General features: G+C 46.5%; 14 protein-coding genes. 8 read left to right on the plus strand and 6 right to left on the minus strand.

From position 1 onward, the window contains the following. Positions 1 to 252 precede the first annotated feature (252 nt). Positions 253 to 1,281 (plus strand): patatin-like phospholipase family protein, encoded by a 1,029-nt coding sequence (locus HQ39_RS07590; protein WP_036865181.1) that lies wholly within the window; start codon positions 253 to 255, stop codon positions 1,279 to 1,281. Positions 1,282 to 1,335: 54 nt separating this feature from the next. Here HQ39_RS07590 and HQ39_RS07595 read toward each other — a convergent pair whose 3' ends face one another. The 5 genes from HQ39_RS07595 to HQ39_RS07615 all read right to left on the minus strand — a co-directional run bounded on the left by HQ39_RS07595 (position 1,336) and on the right by HQ39_RS07615 (position 6,564). After that, positions 1,336 to 1,926 carry a histidine phosphatase family protein gene (locus tag HQ39_RS07595; RefSeq protein WP_052079536.1) on the minus strand — a complete coding sequence of 197 codons (591 nt, stop codon included), beginning with the start codon at positions 1,924 to 1,926 and terminating at the stop codon, positions 1,336 to 1,338. A gap of 15 nt (positions 1,927 to 1,941) precedes the next feature. After that, positions 1,942 to 2,757 (minus strand): ABC transporter ATP-binding protein, encoded by an 816-nt coding sequence (locus HQ39_RS07600; RefSeq protein WP_036789231.1) that lies wholly within the window; start codon positions 2,755 to 2,757, stop codon positions 1,942 to 1,944. A 25-nt stretch (positions 2,758 to 2,782) separates the two neighbouring features. Beyond that, entirely contained in the window at positions 2,783 to 3,592 is an 810-nt protein-coding gene (gene mazG, locus HQ39_RS07605; protein ID WP_036845400.1) for a nucleoside triphosphate pyrophosphohydrolase, read from the minus strand. 12 nt (positions 3,593 to 3,604) lie between these two features. Next, the gene (locus tag HQ39_RS07610; RefSeq protein WP_410524598.1) at positions 3,605 to 5,524 is read right to left on the minus strand and encodes a cytochrome c biogenesis protein CcdA; all 1,920 of its coding nucleotides are present in this window, start codon (positions 5,522 to 5,524) and stop codon (positions 3,605 to 3,607) included. Between the two features lie 92 nt (positions 5,525 to 5,616). Next, positions 5,617 to 6,564, minus strand: coding sequence for a pseudouridine synthase (locus tag HQ39_RS07615; RefSeq protein WP_052079537.1), 948 nt, complete (start codon positions 6,562 to 6,564; stop codon positions 5,617 to 5,619). Between the two features lie 877 nt (positions 6,565 to 7,441). Here HQ39_RS07615 and HQ39_RS07620 point away from each other — a divergent pair. The 7 genes from HQ39_RS07620 (at position 7,442) to HQ39_RS07650 (ending at position 13,609) form a co-directional block, all read left to right on the plus strand. After that, entirely contained in the window at positions 7,442 to 8,302 is an 861-nt protein-coding gene (locus HQ39_RS07620) for a phytoene/squalene synthase family protein (protein WP_081965413.1), read from the plus strand. Beyond that, a complete protein-coding gene (gene idi / locus HQ39_RS07625) occupies positions 8,299 to 8,862 on the plus strand; it encodes an isopentenyl-diphosphate Delta-isomerase (RefSeq protein ID WP_036865186.1) in 564 nt (187 codons plus the stop codon). Before HQ39_RS07620 ends, idi begins: the two co-directional genes overlap by 4 nt. A gap of 139 nt (positions 8,863 to 9,001) precedes the next feature. Beyond that, positions 9,002 to 9,640: a carotenoid biosynthesis protein gene (locus HQ39_RS07630; protein WP_081965414.1), complete on the plus strand. Its 639-nt coding sequence runs from the start codon at positions 9,002 to 9,004 to the stop codon at positions 9,638 to 9,640. 1 nt (position 9,641) lies between these two features. After that, a complete protein-coding gene (locus HQ39_RS07635) occupies positions 9,642 to 10,259 on the plus strand; it encodes a lysophospholipid acyltransferase family protein (RefSeq protein ID WP_036865188.1) in 618 nt (205 codons plus the stop codon). Continuing rightward, entirely contained in the window at positions 10,256 to 11,365 is a 1,110-nt protein-coding gene (locus tag HQ39_RS07640; RefSeq protein ID WP_036865189.1) for a glycosyltransferase, read from the plus strand. The genes HQ39_RS07635 and HQ39_RS07640 overlap by 4 nt, the downstream gene beginning before the upstream one ends. A 13-nt stretch (positions 11,366 to 11,378) precedes the next feature. Then, complete coding sequence (locus HQ39_RS07645; RefSeq protein ID WP_036865191.1) at positions 11,379 to 12,122, plus strand: hypothetical protein; 744 nt, start codon at positions 11,379 to 11,381, stop codon at positions 12,120 to 12,122. Continuing rightward, positions 12,119 to 13,609: a phytoene desaturase family protein gene (locus HQ39_RS07650; protein WP_036865193.1), complete on the plus strand. Its 1,491-nt coding sequence runs from the start codon at positions 12,119 to 12,121 to the stop codon at positions 13,607 to 13,609. Before HQ39_RS07645 ends, HQ39_RS07650 begins: the two co-directional genes overlap by 4 nt. A gap of 346 nt (positions 13,610 to 13,955) precedes the next feature. On the opposite strand, the gene HQ39_RS07655 is transcribed toward HQ39_RS07650, so the two are convergent. Continuing rightward, positions 13,956 to 14,570, minus strand: coding sequence for a DUF417 family protein (locus HQ39_RS07655; RefSeq protein ID WP_152565540.1), 615 nt, complete (start codon positions 14,568 to 14,570; stop codon positions 13,956 to 13,958). Between the last annotated feature and the right edge of the window lie 33 nt (positions 14,571 to 14,603).

A 14,603-nucleotide genomic window follows, 5' to 3' on the forward strand; every position in this document is an offset into this window, starting at 1 on the left:
TCAAGGCTTGAAGTGTGGTTTTCAAGCCGTGAAATGTGGGACTCAAGCCTTGATTTCCACCAATCGAAGCTCAAATGATACTTCTTAATACGATAAGAGAAAGAAGTAAACACGTCAAACGGATCTTTTGGACAGGGTAAGAGAGAAAAAGAGTGGTGTATTCATAAAAAGTGTGTACATTTAAGAAGTGAAAAAACTGACCAACCGTCAAGTGAGGAACTGTAATATCTAATTTTAGAACAACAAGTAACTATGAAGTCAAAAGAGTACTTTTTTAAGAATTTAGTGTTTGAAGGAGGAGGCGTAAAAGGAATATCTTACGTGGGAGCTCTTGAAGTATTGGAGCGAGAAGGCATTTATCAAAACATCGAACGCATTGCCGGGACTTCCGCAGGGGCTATCGTGGCGGTTCTGCTTGGCGTGGGATATACTCCCAAGGAGCTTAAGAAGATCCTGTGGGACCTTAATTTCAACAGCTTCATGGACGATTCTTGGGGCATTATTCAAGATAGCCACAGACTGATCAACGAGTTCGGCTGGTACAAAGGAGACTTTTTCCGTTCATGGATTGGCAATCTCATCGCTAAAAAGTTGGGCAACAGCGAAGCGACTTTTGATGATCTGAAACACTCGCTTAAAGAGTTGAACACAAAAGAGATCTATCTTATCGGAGCCAATCTATCCACAGGTTTTTCGGAAATCTTTTCGCATGAACACACGCCGAAATTCTGTATAGCGGATGCGGCACGTATATCCATGTCTATCCCTCTCTTCTTTGCCGGCAAGCGGAGTATGCGGGGAGACCTCTATGTGGACGGTGGTCTGCTGGAGAACTATCCGGTAAAAATCTTCGACAGACGCAAGTATGTCCAATCGAATTGGAACAGAACGGACTACTACGAAAAGATAAATGAGAATCTGAAAGAGCGGAGCAGGAAGATCTCAGAGTACGTTTATAACAAACAGACATTGGGATTCCGTCTCGACAGCAAGGAGAAAGTTGCGATGTTTAGAGACCAGGCAGAGCCTCCGAAAAGGGAGATAAAAAACTTCTGGGATTATACTCTGGCTCTGCTGGGTACGCTGATAGATGCGCAGGATAATGTGCACCTTCACTGCGACGACTGGCAAAGAACCATCTACATAGACACTTTGGGCGTGAAGGCTACGGACTTTGCGATCAAGGAGGATAAGAAGAAAGAGTTGTTGCAGTCGGGCATCACCTACACAGAGGAGTATCTCAAGTGGTACAACAACAACGATCCGAAAGCCAATAAGTAGGCATCGTCCGGCAAAAAAGCAGGACAGCAGAGCCCCATAAACGACAAGAGGAGATCAACTCTCCTCTTGTTTTATGTGGTCTGTATTGTTCCACATTTTTATTATAAACCCATTGTCTTTTACTTCGACTATTCCCAACGATGTATTGGCTATCTCCGTAGTACTCTCCAACATGGTAAGAGAAGAGCCGTTGAGCAGACACCAAAGCACCTTGATGGTGAAGCCGTGGGAGATAAGCAGGACTTTCTCCTCCGCTCCCCGGTATCGCCGGCTGATTTCGGAGATAAAGTCCGAGAGTCTTTCCGTTATGGCTTCCGGTGTTTCCGTCTCCGGAGGTGGGGCGAAGGTGGAAAAGTCTTTGGGAAAAGCTTGTCCCTGAAACGACCCGAAGTAGCGTTCTCGCAACCTCTTATCCGAATAGAGAGAAGCCTTACCCCGATGAAAGGAGTGGATAAGCTCTGCCGTGTGGTGCGCCCGACCCAGATCGCTGGTATAGATAGCAGAGAAAGGTATTTCCGCCACTCGCTTTCCCACCGCTTTTGCTTCTTCTATTCCTTTGGGTGAAAGTGTCCCGTCCAGCTGCCCCTGGCATATATTCCGGGCATTTTCGAGGGTTTCTCCGTGTCTGATAATGTAGAGTTCCATCTTCAGTACTGGCAGTTATGATCGCTCCGCACTTTTGAGATAGCGTGCGGATATGGGAAGAATAATAGGTTTGCCCGATACGGGATTGCTGCTGACCACTACAACGGTATCGAAAACCGCTTCGATATTTTCATACGTAAGCACATCGTGAGGACGACCTTGGGCATAAGGTCTGCCACGCTTCATCATCAGGATATAGTCGCAATACTCCGCAGCCATGGAGAGATCGTGCAGGATCATAAGGACGGTGAGCTTCTCCCTCTCGTTCAACTCCTGCAACAGATTCATGAATGCCATCTGATGCCTGATGTCGAGATGGGCTGTGGGTTCGTCCAAAAGCAGTACGGTGGGCTGCTGTGCGAGTGCAGAGGCAATGCTAAGCATCTGTTGTTCTCCTCCGCTAAGCTCTTTCATGTTCTTGTTACGGAGATGAGTGGTTTGGGTCAGCTCCATATAGTGCTCCGCCAAAGCTATATCCTCCTTTTTATCGAAGAACTGATAGCGGTCTCTGTATGGGAGTCGCCCCATCAGCACATACTCTTGTGCTGTGAGATCCACGGGATCTCTAAACTGCGTTACTATCGCCATCTCTCTGGCTTTATCCTTCAAGGAAAAGGAAGAGAGGTCTCTGCCGTTGATCTCCACCGTGCCTCTTTTCAGAGGGAGCGTGCCGGAAATTCCTTTGAAAAGCGTTGTCTTGCCCGAACCATTGGCTCCCACTATCCCGGCAAAAGCACCCTCTTCCAAAGAGAGAGATACTCCTGCGGTTTCAAAGCCGGTACTGTAGCCACAGGTAACATCTTTAAGCGAGAAAAGTGGGGTATTCGACATGACGGAAGAACGTTAAAAGAGGTGTTTACGACTCTGTTTCGGGAATCTGCTTTGCCTCTTCCCACCAGACATCCATCTCTTCCAAAGAGAGGTCTTTAAGCTCCACGCCATGCGCCTTGGCTTGCTTCTCTATGTGAGTAAAACGATGGATAAACTTTCTATTGGTGGCTTCGAGAGCATTGTCCGGATTGAGTCCCCACAGACGAGACATATTGATGATGCTGAAAAGGAGATCGCCAACCTCGGCTTCCAGCTCCGCAGAGGGCTTTCCTTCCGATGAACGGAATGCCTCTTCCACTTCTGCCAGCTCCTCTTTCACTTTGGCAAAAACATCTGTACGATTGTTCCAATCGAATCCGACATTGCGAGCCTTGTCCTGTATTCTGTATGCCTTGATCATGGAAGGCAGACTTCGAGGCACGCCGGAGAGTACAGTCTTGTTTCCACCCTTTTCTTTCTGTTTGAGTTTCTCCCAATTGCTCTCCACTTCAGCAGCGTTGTCCACGCTCTTATCCCCGAAGATGTGAGGATGTCTGAAGATCAACTTGTCCACCAAAGCGTCGCACACTTCGACAATATCAAACTCACCATCCTCTTCACCTATCTTCGCATAGAAAGCGACATGCAGTAAGACGTCTCCGAGTTCCTTTTTAAGCTCTGCCATATTACGAGAAAGGAGCGCATCCGAAAGCTCGAATACCTCCTCTATCGTATTTGTCCTGAGAGACTCATAAGTTTGTTCCCGATCCCACGGGCACTTTGCCCGCAGGATGTCGAGAATATTCAGCACCCGTCCGAGAGCTTGCTGCTTCTCTTCGGGAGTATGTTTAGTCATATGTCATTAAGATTACTTGTTTCGTTCTTTGAACTCTCGCTTACCGGATTCCAAGAAATCCAAATACTTCGCAACGTCTTCATCGTATGCGTAAGATGGTGCAAGAGGTTTGCCTTGAGCGTCCAACAAGACGTAATAAGGCTGTGAGTTGGTTCCGAACTTAACGCGTTGCAGATAGCTCCACTTCTCTCCGATGCTCTTGAGTTTGCGCTCCTTACCATTTTCGGTAACGATCATCGGTTCAGGGAGATTGGTCTTGTCGTCCACGATAAGTGTAATGAGAACGTAGTCGTTATCTATAACGCTCTTCACTTTAGGGTCTGTCCAAACGGCTGCTTCCATCTTACGACAGTTCACACAACCGAAACCGGAAAAGTCTATCATTACCGGCTTATTGTGTTTAGCCGCATAGGCCATACCTGTTTCGTAGTCGTCAAACTCTGCATGTACCTCTGCTTCATAAAGATTAAAGTCTTGAGTGTATAGCGGAGGAGCGAATGCACTGACCGCTTTTAGAGGTGCACCCCACAAGCCGGGTACCATATACATCGCAAAAGCAAAGGATATGGTGGCCATGAGAAGGCGAGGAACGGATATGCGTTTCACTTCGGAATCGTGCGGTAGAGTGATCTTACCCAACAAGTACATACCAAGAAGGGCGAAGATGATAATCCATAGAGAAACGAACACTTCTCTATCGAGGATGCCCCAACCGTATGCAAGGTCTGCCACGGAAAGGAACTTCAATGCCAATGCAAGTTCAAGGAAACCGAGAACAACCTTTACGCTGTTGAGCCAACCACCGCTCTTCGGCATGCTTTGAAGCATATTTGGGAACACGGCAAAGAGTCCGAACGGAATGGACAACGCCAATGCAAAACCAAACATACCCACTGCAGGTCCTACGGCATTACCGATGGTGGCAGCCTGTACAAGCAGTGTCCCGATGATAGGACCGGTACAAGAGAAAGAGACCAACACAAGCGTGAAAGACATGAAGAAGATACTCAACAAACCTGTTGTGGCATCCGCCTTTGCATCCAACTTATTGGTCCAGGATTGTGGAAGTGTCAGCTCGAACATTCCGAAGAACGAAACCGCAAACACAACCAGTAGCAAGAAGAAGATAATATTGAATACGGCACTTGTCGAAAGGTCGTTAAGCGCGCTTGCTCCAAAGATTGAAGTGATGGTCAATCCGAGAAGAAGATAGATAACGATGATGGAAAGGCCATAAGTGATAGCGTCTTTGATGGCTTTCTTACGATCTTTGGTTCTTTTGAGGAAGAAGCTCACGGTCATCGGTATCATAGGCCAGACACATGGTGTAAGGAGTGCCACCAAACCGCCAAGGAATCCAAATATAAATATTCTCCAAAGAGATGTATCCGTTGTTCTGGACAGAGTGGTATCTCCAAACGATTTCAACTCCTCCACAACCGGCTTCCACAGGTCGCCGATAACGGTATCTTCGCTTTTTTCAGCAGAAGCCGCCTCTGTGTTGGCAGATTCACCTTCCGCTCCGGATATTACCGGACTACCTTTTTCAAAGTTAAATTCCACTCTTTCGGGCGGCAAACAGCTCTCATCATTACAAGCCATGAAGAACACTTCCCCGCTTACCTTGTAGTTTTCAGGGTCTTCGACATTTAGCTCTTGCGTGAACGTAACCTCATCGGCATACCAACGAAGGTTCATCTCGAAGTTTTTATCAAAAACATCCAACGGCTTTCTGTCCGGTGCTACCTCTCCTGAGAGGGTCATTCCAGCGAGGGTATCAAACAGAAATTCTGTTGACGAAGGACCGCCTTCAGGTAGATTCATGTCGTACACGTGCCATCCACTCTTCATCTTTGCAGTGAAGGAGATACGCGCCTTGCCGTCTGCAATGTCCGAGATAGAGATATCCCACTTTACGGCATCAGTAATCATCTGCCCCAATGCTGTATTTACCAAGAGCAGGGCAAGGGAAAAGAATAGGAATACTTTTTTCATAAAGATAATTTAGAACGGTATTTATAGGTCTATATTTGGTTGTCGGACTGTCTGTTTTTCAGATAACCGAACAGATGCGTGGGGAAAGAGCGTTTCAAAGAGATCCGTTTGCCGGTTTTGGGATGCGTGAAAACCAATGAGATCTGCTCCAACGCTATTCTGTCTTTAAGCGTGAACGGAGAAGAGTTTCTCTTGTCTCCCATGATCACCAATCCTTTGTTTGCCAAGACCTGACGCAGAGAGAAGATCCGTCCAAGAGAGGCATTCAGCCGGACGACACTGCTTTCGCCATCGGTCCGAAGCAGAGAAAGCTCCACCACGGATGCGTTTCGCTCTCTGGTTTCACTCTTACTCTTCTGTTTCTTGGAGCTATCCTCTTTGTTTCTTGCAAGTGTAGAGATCTGCATCTTATTCTCGGCAGGCACGCCTCCCACTGCGGCAACAAAGATCTGTTCCTGCACAATCTTGTTCCAAGATGAGATGATAAGCTCTTTCGCTTGCAACCCTTTGGCAAAGACCACAATGCCGGAAGTCTCTCTGTCTAGCCTGTTCACCATAAAGAGCTTTGCATCCGGATCGTACTTCTTGTAGTGGTTGCTAAGCAGGCGGATAGCCGTGCGATCTCCATACTTACCGGTGGTGTCCACCGTATACTGCCCGTAGAGCTTCTCGATGACCACGTAGTCCGAGTCTTCCCAAAGAATTTTGATTTTGGGATGATTGAACTCCTCCGGCTGAGAGACCCTCGAAATCTGAACCAAATCTCCCGGAGAGAGCAGATGCGTTGCCTGAGAGACGTACTCTCCATTTACCAACACACGCTTGCTCGAAAGCAGCTGCTTGGCAGAGCTACGCGAGCGAGAAGAAATCTGTACAAGGTATGGCAACAGCTCCATTGCCTCTCGCACATGATAAGTCTCCTGAATAGGATTTCCTTTCAAAGTGGGTGTTTTTCTCTTGTCTCCGGGTGTATTCATAGACTCCGATATTTTAAGAATACAAAAATAGAGAAAACTATTGACACCTTTGGTATGTGATACCTAAAATGTGTCCTTGAAGAAGAGATTTTAGGAGGGAGTTTTTATATAAAAATGGTCTCGCAAAAAATCTCCGAATCAGCCTTTCGGACGAGTCCCGAAGCGAGGCAGGAAAGAGTAGAAAAATCGGAACAGCAAGAGTATCAAACGGATATAGATTTTCTCGAATTCCGAAAAAATTTTTTCTCTGTGCGCTTCATCGCCCTCTCTTAGGTTAAACAATGTAAAATCTAACACACCTGACTGTAAATATATACTAATAGGGAAATCGCCACAAAAACGACCTTTTTACGAAGAAAACAGCTAAACACCTCAAAATCAGCACAGAAGCAAAAAATTCTAAACACGTTAACCGAATCCGGTAAACGTGTTCAATGAAATCACTAAACGTGTTTACTGAAAAATTAAACACGTTAAGCCGAAAGAATATGCTCGTTTACTGTTTGGGCTTAACAGCTATCAAAATTAGTGTTAATAGAATGGCTCTGATTTAACAGTTCGGTCCTGCTCTGAAAAGAGAGGGTCTGAACAAAATAGAGAGAGCCATAAGCCGATGTATGGAATGTATAAAAATCGCCTTTCAAAAGGCAGTCAAAAAGAAGCAAAATCGGTCTCCAAAATCTCTTGACACTACTCTGTTTCAGGCAACACGTTTTTAGTCTGAGATTTGCTTTTGAAAACTCTTTTTCAGGATATGGTCAAGGTATAATGAAAATGGAATGATTTTTTTTTATCTTTGAGAAAAAGGAATTGCAGGAGAGGCTTAATATGGTCTTCGGGTATCCTTTTCAATTGTAGTATAAACACGTCCGACACTATGAAGACAACCAATGCCTCCAACTATCGTAAGTACCGCATCTGCTCGTTTGAAATGAGTCGTGGTCTGACGAAAATGTATAGCACATCATTCTATTCGGCTTCCAATCTTTTCTCCAAAGATATACGTCCTGCCATACACAGCATCTACGGTTTTGTTCGTATAGCCGATGAGATCGTGGACACCTTTCACGAGCACAACCAAAAGGAGTTGTTGGATCTCTTCGAAGAGTCTTATCATCTGGCACACAAGTATGGCATCAGCACGAATCCTATCCTTTATGCTTTTCAGCTGACGGTAAAGCAGTTCGGTATTCCGGAAGAACACATACAGGCATTCTTGGCGAGTATGCGTGCAGATCTCGAAAAGAAGGAGTACAAGACAGCAGAAGAGACGGCAAAGTACATCTACGGTTCGGCGGATGTCGTGGGTCTGATGTGTCTGAAAGTCTTTTGCAAGGGGGACGAGAAGCTGTTCAAGGAGTTGGAGCAACCGGCCATGAAGTTGGGTTCGGCATTTCAGAAGGTCAACTTTCTCAGGGATCTGAAAGACGACTGTTTCGGATTGGGGCGCACTTATTTCCCAAATCTCCGCATAGAGAGTTTCGATGAAGCCACGAAGATGGAGCTTGTAAAAGAGATCGAACAAGAGTTCGACGAAGCCTACAAAGGCATACAGAAGCTCCCGGAAGATGCCCGGCTTGCCGTCCTCACCGCATATAAATATTACAAAGGCTTGCTCAACAAGATAAAGAAAACCCCTGCGGACAAACTTCTTCAGACAAGGATCCGTGTCCCGGACTATCAGAAAGGGCTGCTTTTACTCTCTGCAATCATCAAAAACCGAATAAACATTCTATGACTTCAAACAATACAGCAGATATGGTGGTCCTTGTGGACGCGGGCGACAACACGCTCGGCACCATGGAAAAGATGGAAGCACACCGCAAGGGAGTGCTGCACAGAGCGGTATCCATACTGGTCTTTAACACCCGAAAAGAGTGGCTTCTGCATCGGAGAGCCCGGGAAAAATATCACGCCGGAGGGCTTTGGACCAATGCCTGTTGTACGCATCCGTTCCTGGAAGAGAGCTACGAAGATGCCGCTTGCAGGCGTATGATGGAAGAGATGGGGATAGAAGTGGAAGCGAAGAGACTTGTCCGGCTGTTCGACTTTACCTATACTGCATTGTTCGACAACGGGCTCACCGAACACGAATATGACCGAGTCTTTGCCTACATAACCGATACAGAGCCGGTTCCGAACCCTGATGAGGTCATGGATTGGAAGTACTCGTCCCAAGAGACATTAGACTCGGACATCCGCAACAATCCCGATCTTTACACCCCTTGGTTCAGGATCATTTACCAAAAAGCCATGGAGCATTCGGACAAGATAGAGGGCTGTTTCGGGAGAGGATAATTACCAATCAAAAAACGATAATTACTAAACTGAAAAACGATAATTACTAAACCAAAGAATGGTAATTACCATTTTCGGGAACGATAAGCGAAACAGAAAAACAAGATATTTACAATCACTTCAGCAACCATAACAACCGATGCAAAAACATAAAAAAGCAGATTGGCTAATCATGGCTCTCATCGCCATCTTCTACATCTTCGGTGCGCTCCAATTGGCTAACCCCGAAACCCGAACCCTATATACCGGGATGACACCTTGGGTTCTGCTCTTCTCCGTACTATTCCTGGGGCTGTACGACAAAACCCCTAAAAGATCCGGGCTGCTGCTCTTCTCCCTCATCGTAGCAGTACTCAGCTTCGGCGTCGAAGTATGGGGAGTGGCAACGGGAGATGTGTTCGGAAACTACTCTTACGGCAGTGAACTGGGGGTAAAGATAGCCGAAACACCTCTGCTCATCGGTCTCAACTGGGTGCTGCTACTCTATCTGAGTGCAGCCATATCAAGCTTCCTGCCACGAAACATCCTCTCTTGGATCATCTTGCCATCTATACTCATGGTCGGCTACGATATGGTTATGGAGCAGGTGGCACCACGTATGGACATGTGGTCGTGGGGCGGTGATGTAATCCCTGTTCAGAACTATCTCGTATGGGGAGTGCTTGCTCTGCTGTTTCATACCCTGAGATACGTGATGAATATCACTGTCCGCAACAGAATGGCACTGTTTCTCTTCACCATCCAAGTCCTGTTCTTCCTCATCATTCTTATCGCATAATATGCTCGAAGCCCGACATCATCCCATCGTCTATCCCTTTTTTCAGTACTACACGGAGTACCTCATCCGGAGAAGATTCCATGCTGCCAAGATCATCGGGACATTCACGGACAGAGAGTTGCCTGTATTGCTCATAGCCAATCATATCGGATGGTGGGACGGCTTTTGGGCAATGTACCTGAAACGGAAAGTGTTCAAGCGAAAATTCTACTTCATGATGCAGGAAGATCAGCTGCTACGCTACCGCTTCTTCAACCGCACCGGAGCATTCTCCGTCAATAAAGGCAGCAGGGAAGTGATCCGTTCTCTGGAATACGCCACACGGTTGCTCGAAGAAAAAGAGAATATGCTGCTGATCTATCCGCAAGGGAAACTGCAGTCCCTTTACCTATCCGAGTTCTCTTTTCAAAAGGGCATCGAACGCATCCTAAAAGATAAAAGAGAAAGCGTACAGGTGATCTTCTCCGCCAACCTTATAGATTATCTCGCCCATCCTAAGCCTACGGTAACGATGTATATAGAAGAGTTTGCCGGAGAGATGAGCCTCGACACTTTGGAAAGAGAGTATAACAGATTTTATGCCGACTGTCTCTCCCGACAGCTCCACACGGAAGAATGATCGAGTATATCGCATACGCCGTTTTCGGATTCGCTCTGCTGAGATTCCTGATAGCATCCCTCAACATGCTCTTCCTCGAAACTCTGCCCAAACATCCACGCATCGGAGAGGCAGAGAGAGGGAAAGTCTCCATCCTTATACCTGCTCGCAACGAAGCCGACAACATCTCACACCTTCTCTCCGACCTTAAAAGAGTAAACGATGAAAGCATCCGAGAGATCATCATATTGGACGATCAGTCCGAAGACAACACTGCCGAGATCGTCTCTCATTACTGCCGGGACGATGCCCGTCTGCGTCTGATCTCCTCCTCATCGCTACCCGAAGGATGGCTTGGAAAGAATCATGCCTGCCACTCTCTCGCCAAAGAAGCCGAAGGAGACTTCTTCCTCTTCCTCGATGCCGATGTTCGAATAGAGCCGGGATTCGTAGACAGAGCCATGGCATACTGTCAAAAGAAAAAGACAGACCTCTTCACCGTCTTTCCTACACAGGATATGGAGACATGGGCAGAGAAAGTTTCCGTTCCCAATATGCACATCATTCTGCTCACGTTGCTGTTTCTGCCGTTTGTGAGACTCTCATGCTTCTCATCGCTATCGGCGGCAAACGGACAGTGTATGCTCTTCAGACGAAACGCTTATCAAGCACTCCTCCCCCACTATACCTATCGCCACAGCAAAGCGGAAGATATTGAGATCGCCCGATATTTCAAGAGAAAACGGCGCAAAGTGGCGTGTCTTACCGGAATAAAAAGCATCCACTGCAAGATGTACAGCGATCTTCAAGGAGCACTGGACGGTTTTTCCAAGAATGTTACCTACTTCTTCGGCGGAGCTAATGCCTATCCCCCCGCTCTGCTGTTCTGGTCTGTAACCACCTTCGGTATCGTTCCACTTCTGCTCTCATCCTCACCTATCTTTGCGCTGTACTATATCGGAATCGTAATTGTTACGCGGCTGATGGTCTCTCTGACTGCCAAACAGTCTTCCTTCTACAATATACTGCTCATCATTCCTCAGCAGATCATGCTTGGAGCATTCATTCTGAAATCGTGGATCAATAAGCGACGCCGGGAGTTCAGATGGAAAGGTCGTACTCTATAAACAGCTCAAACAGATGAAACACTTCACTCTACTATTCCTCCTGCTGCTCTTCCCTCTTCCTCTTTTGCTATCTGCATCGGAAAAGGAGAGCATCTACAATGCATACATATATAATAATATGGACTCGTGGAAACGCATCATAGACCGAATGCATGCCATTAAAGAGAAAAACACAGAGCAGGAACTGGAGCTTCTCAACTTTGAATACGGCTACATCGGATGGTGTATAGGCAATAAGAAAAACAGCCTTGCCAAAACCTATATGAAGAGGATGGAAGAGAGAATGAATATGCTCAAGAGCCGGCAGGTACGCCCTGCTCTGATGCTTGCATACGAGTCCGCCTATCTCGGATACCAGGTAGGACTGAACAAGTTCAAGGCTCCGTTCTTGGGACAAAAGAGTATATCGGCTGCCGAAAAGTCTGTAAAACAAGACCCCGACAATGCTTTCGGATACGTGCAGCTTGGCAATATAGACTTCTATCGCCCTGCGCTCTTCGGTGGTTCCAAGCCCAATGCTCTCAAGCACTACCTCACGGCAGAGCGGCTATACCTCTCGCAGAAAGGAAGCAGTGCAGAAATCAAAGACTGGAATCTGCTTGCACTTTGGATACAAATAGCCCAAACCTATGACGCACTGGATGATGTCAAACGAGCAGACGAATACTACAAAAAGATATTGATGGCAGAACCAAACTTCAAATGGGTTAAGGATGAGCTCTACTCCAAATTCAAACAAAAGCACAACATATCATGAATAAGAAAGTAACGATTATAGGCACAGGTCTTGGTGGCTTGGCGAGCGGACTCCTACTCTCCAAAAGAGGCTTCCAAGTGTCTTTCATTGAGAAAAACAGCGAGCCGGGAGGACGTCTGAACCGGATTCGGAAAGATGGTTTTACCTTCGACACCGGTCCCAGCTTCTTTAGTATGTCTTATGTATTCAAGGAGTTTCTGGACAAGTGCGGTGTAGAGCTGCCTTTTGAATTTGTAGAACTCGATCCGCTCTATTCGGTAAACTTCCGAGGAGATGATAAGACCTATCACCTATACAAGGATATAAAACGACTTGCCGAGCAGTTCGAGGAAGTGGAGCCGGACTTTGAGAACAAAATGAGACGGTATCTCAAGAAATCGAAAGCGCTGTTTGAAGACACATTTGATATTGTCATCCGCAACAACTTCGACAATATGTTCGACTACATCACCACGTTGATGCAGGTCAATCCACGCCATATACCGGTTCTTCTCAAAACATTCTGGCAGCATGTTACAGAGCATTTCTCCTCAAAGGAGGCACGTCAGATCATCTCTCTGGTAGCGTTCTTCCTCGGTCGCACGCCTTTCGACACCATGGCGATATACAGCCTTCTCTCCCACACAGAGTTTTGCCATGATGGCTATTACAATGTAAAAGGAGGGATGTACAACATCGTGCAGGGGCTGGTATCGGAGCTGGAAAAGGCAGGAGCCACATTCCGATTTGATACAGAGATTAAAGATGTCTCTTTCGATGGCGACAGGCTCACAGCCGTGATAGACGGAAAGGGCAACAGATACGAGTCCGACATTTTTCTTTGCAACGCAGACGCCGCTCTGTTCAGAGGAAGAGTGTTGCACCGAAAAGCGTACAGCGAGCAAAAGCTGGCTCAAAAAGAGTGGACCATGGGCTATCTGACGTTCTACATCGGTATTAAAGGAAAGCTGCCCCGGCTCGATCAGCACAACTACTATCTCGGCACAAACTATGAGGAGTATGCACACAATATCCTCAAAGATCCCGATACGCTGCAAAAGCCATACTACTACGTCAATGTCATATCCAAGCACAACGACAGCTGTGCCCCCGAAGGATGCGAGAGCCTGTTCTTTGTATGTCCCGTACCCAACCTGCAATACAAAAAAGATTGGAGCGATAGAGATGAGATCGTGGACAGCATCCTTGAGGACTTCTCCAAGAGAATAGGAGAAGATATACCCTCTATGGTGGTGTCGCGTACCATCTATACACCTAAGGAGTGGGAGGAGAGATTCAACCTCTATCAAGGTAGCGGTCTGGGGCTATCCCACAAGATGATGCAGATAGGCGGATTCCGCCCGGCGAATTTTGATGAAAAGTTGTTCAATCTGTTCTACGTAGGAGCTTCCACGATACCGGGTGCCGGACTGCCGATGGCTGTTATCAGCGCAGATTTGGCTTGCCGGCGGATAGAAGCTTTTGCAAACGAACAAAAGGGCAAGTAGTTTGGCTCTGTCTCCATCAAGGCTTTCATAATTCGTCTATAAGGGAATAAAAAAGCACCTTAACGGCTATAAAACTCTGCTTAAACAGATTCAAAACCAAGCATCAAGACTTGAATGGCAAGAATCAAACTTTGAAAAGTACCTATCAAGGCATGATCTCTGCAGATCGCGCCTTGATGCCATAAAAGATACAGGATAAAAGCATCTTTTATACCTGTTCAAAAAATCTTGCGAATACGTTTAATCTAAAAAGAGAGTATATCCGGGTATTCCATGATATACAAAGCAGGGTGTGCCATACCGGTATGACACACCCTGTTTCGGTATAGAAACCGGAGATTGAAAGTTATCGTTTCACGATTCTGCGAGCTGCATCCCAAGCCACGAGCAGTCCGCCGGCACTCATGATAATGTCCTTGATCACGAGCCGTCCTACACCCGACAAGTATGGAAAGCCATAATGGGGCGTCGGTAAGTCTCCACCCAGATTGGGAACCCAAGACTCCGGCGTGGTTATAAGGAACGAAAGCGTAACGATGGACATACCAAAGGTGAGTAATCCTCCTATCAACCCGACCTTGGGAAGCCAAATACCCAGGAGGACAGAAAGCCCGATAAGCACAATCATCGTACCAAGGCCATAAGAGAAAGGATATGTACCGTTAGCCTTGTGCCAGTCTATATTCTTCTGCACCATCTTTCCTTCCGGATTTTTATGCAGTGTGTATTCCTTGACCATCTCTCCCTTATCATTCTCTACATAAGTATTGGACTTTGTGTAGAAGAAACTCATGAAAGGGCTGTTGCTTACAAAGTGCACGATACCATCGGCTTCGTATTGGCAAGCTTTAAGCCCTCCGATCCACGCCATAACCACAAAGATGGATATACGCATGAAGTTAAAGAATGGGCGCTCCAGGTTCAGAATAATTTTCCCGGATGTCTGAAAGATCTGTTCCATCAACTTTTTCATATCAACTTATTCATTTTACTA

The sequence above is a fragment of the Porphyromonas sp. COT-108 OH2963 genome (assembly GCF_000768895.1).
Taxonomy (GTDB): domain Bacteria; phylum Bacteroidota; class Bacteroidia; order Bacteroidales; family Porphyromonadaceae; genus Porphyromonas_A; species Porphyromonas_A canoris.

Excerpts from the sequence above, each read along its gene's own strand:
- HQ39_RS07590 (WP_036865181.1), top strand. The coding sequence starts at position 253 with ATGAAGTCAAAAGAGTACTTTTTTAAGAATTTAGTGTTTGAAGGAGGA.
- HQ39_RS07595 (WP_052079536.1), bottom strand. The coding sequence starts at position 1,926 with ATGGAACTCTACATTATCAGACACGGAGAAACCCTCGAAAATGCCCGG.
- HQ39_RS07600 (WP_036789231.1), bottom strand. The coding sequence starts at position 2,757 with ATGTCGAATACCCCACTTTTCTCGCTTAAAGATGTTACCTGTGGCTAC.
- mazG (WP_036845400.1), bottom strand. The coding sequence starts at position 3,592 with ATGACTAAACATACTCCCGAAGAGAAGCAGCAAGCTCTCGGACGGGTG.
- HQ39_RS07610 (WP_410524598.1), bottom strand. The coding sequence starts at position 5,524 with ATGATTACTGATGCCGTAAAGTGGGATATCTCTATCTCGGACATTGCA.
- HQ39_RS07615 (WP_052079537.1), bottom strand. The coding sequence starts at position 6,564 with ATGAATACACCCGGAGACAAGAGAAAAACACCCACTTTGAAAGGAAAT.
- HQ39_RS07620 (WP_081965413.1), top strand. The coding sequence starts at position 7,442 with ATGAAGACAACCAATGCCTCCAACTATCGTAAGTACCGCATCTGCTCG.
- idi (WP_036865186.1), top strand. The coding sequence starts at position 8,299 with ATGACTTCAAACAATACAGCAGATATGGTGGTCCTTGTGGACGCGGGC.
- HQ39_RS07630 (WP_081965414.1), top strand. The coding sequence starts at position 9,002 with ATGCAAAAACATAAAAAAGCAGATTGGCTAATCATGGCTCTCATCGCC.
- HQ39_RS07635 (WP_036865188.1), top strand. The coding sequence starts at position 9,642 with ATGCTCGAAGCCCGACATCATCCCATCGTCTATCCCTTTTTTCAGTAC.
- HQ39_RS07640 (WP_036865189.1), top strand. The coding sequence starts at position 10,256 with ATGATCGAGTATATCGCATACGCCGTTTTCGGATTCGCTCTGCTGAGA.
- HQ39_RS07645 (WP_036865191.1), top strand. The coding sequence starts at position 11,379 with ATGAAACACTTCACTCTACTATTCCTCCTGCTGCTCTTCCCTCTTCCT.
- HQ39_RS07650 (WP_036865193.1), top strand. The coding sequence starts at position 12,119 with ATGAATAAGAAAGTAACGATTATAGGCACAGGTCTTGGTGGCTTGGCG.
- HQ39_RS07655 (WP_152565540.1), bottom strand. The coding sequence starts at position 14,570 with ATGGAACAGATCTTTCAGACATCCGGGAAAATTATTCTGAACCTGGAG.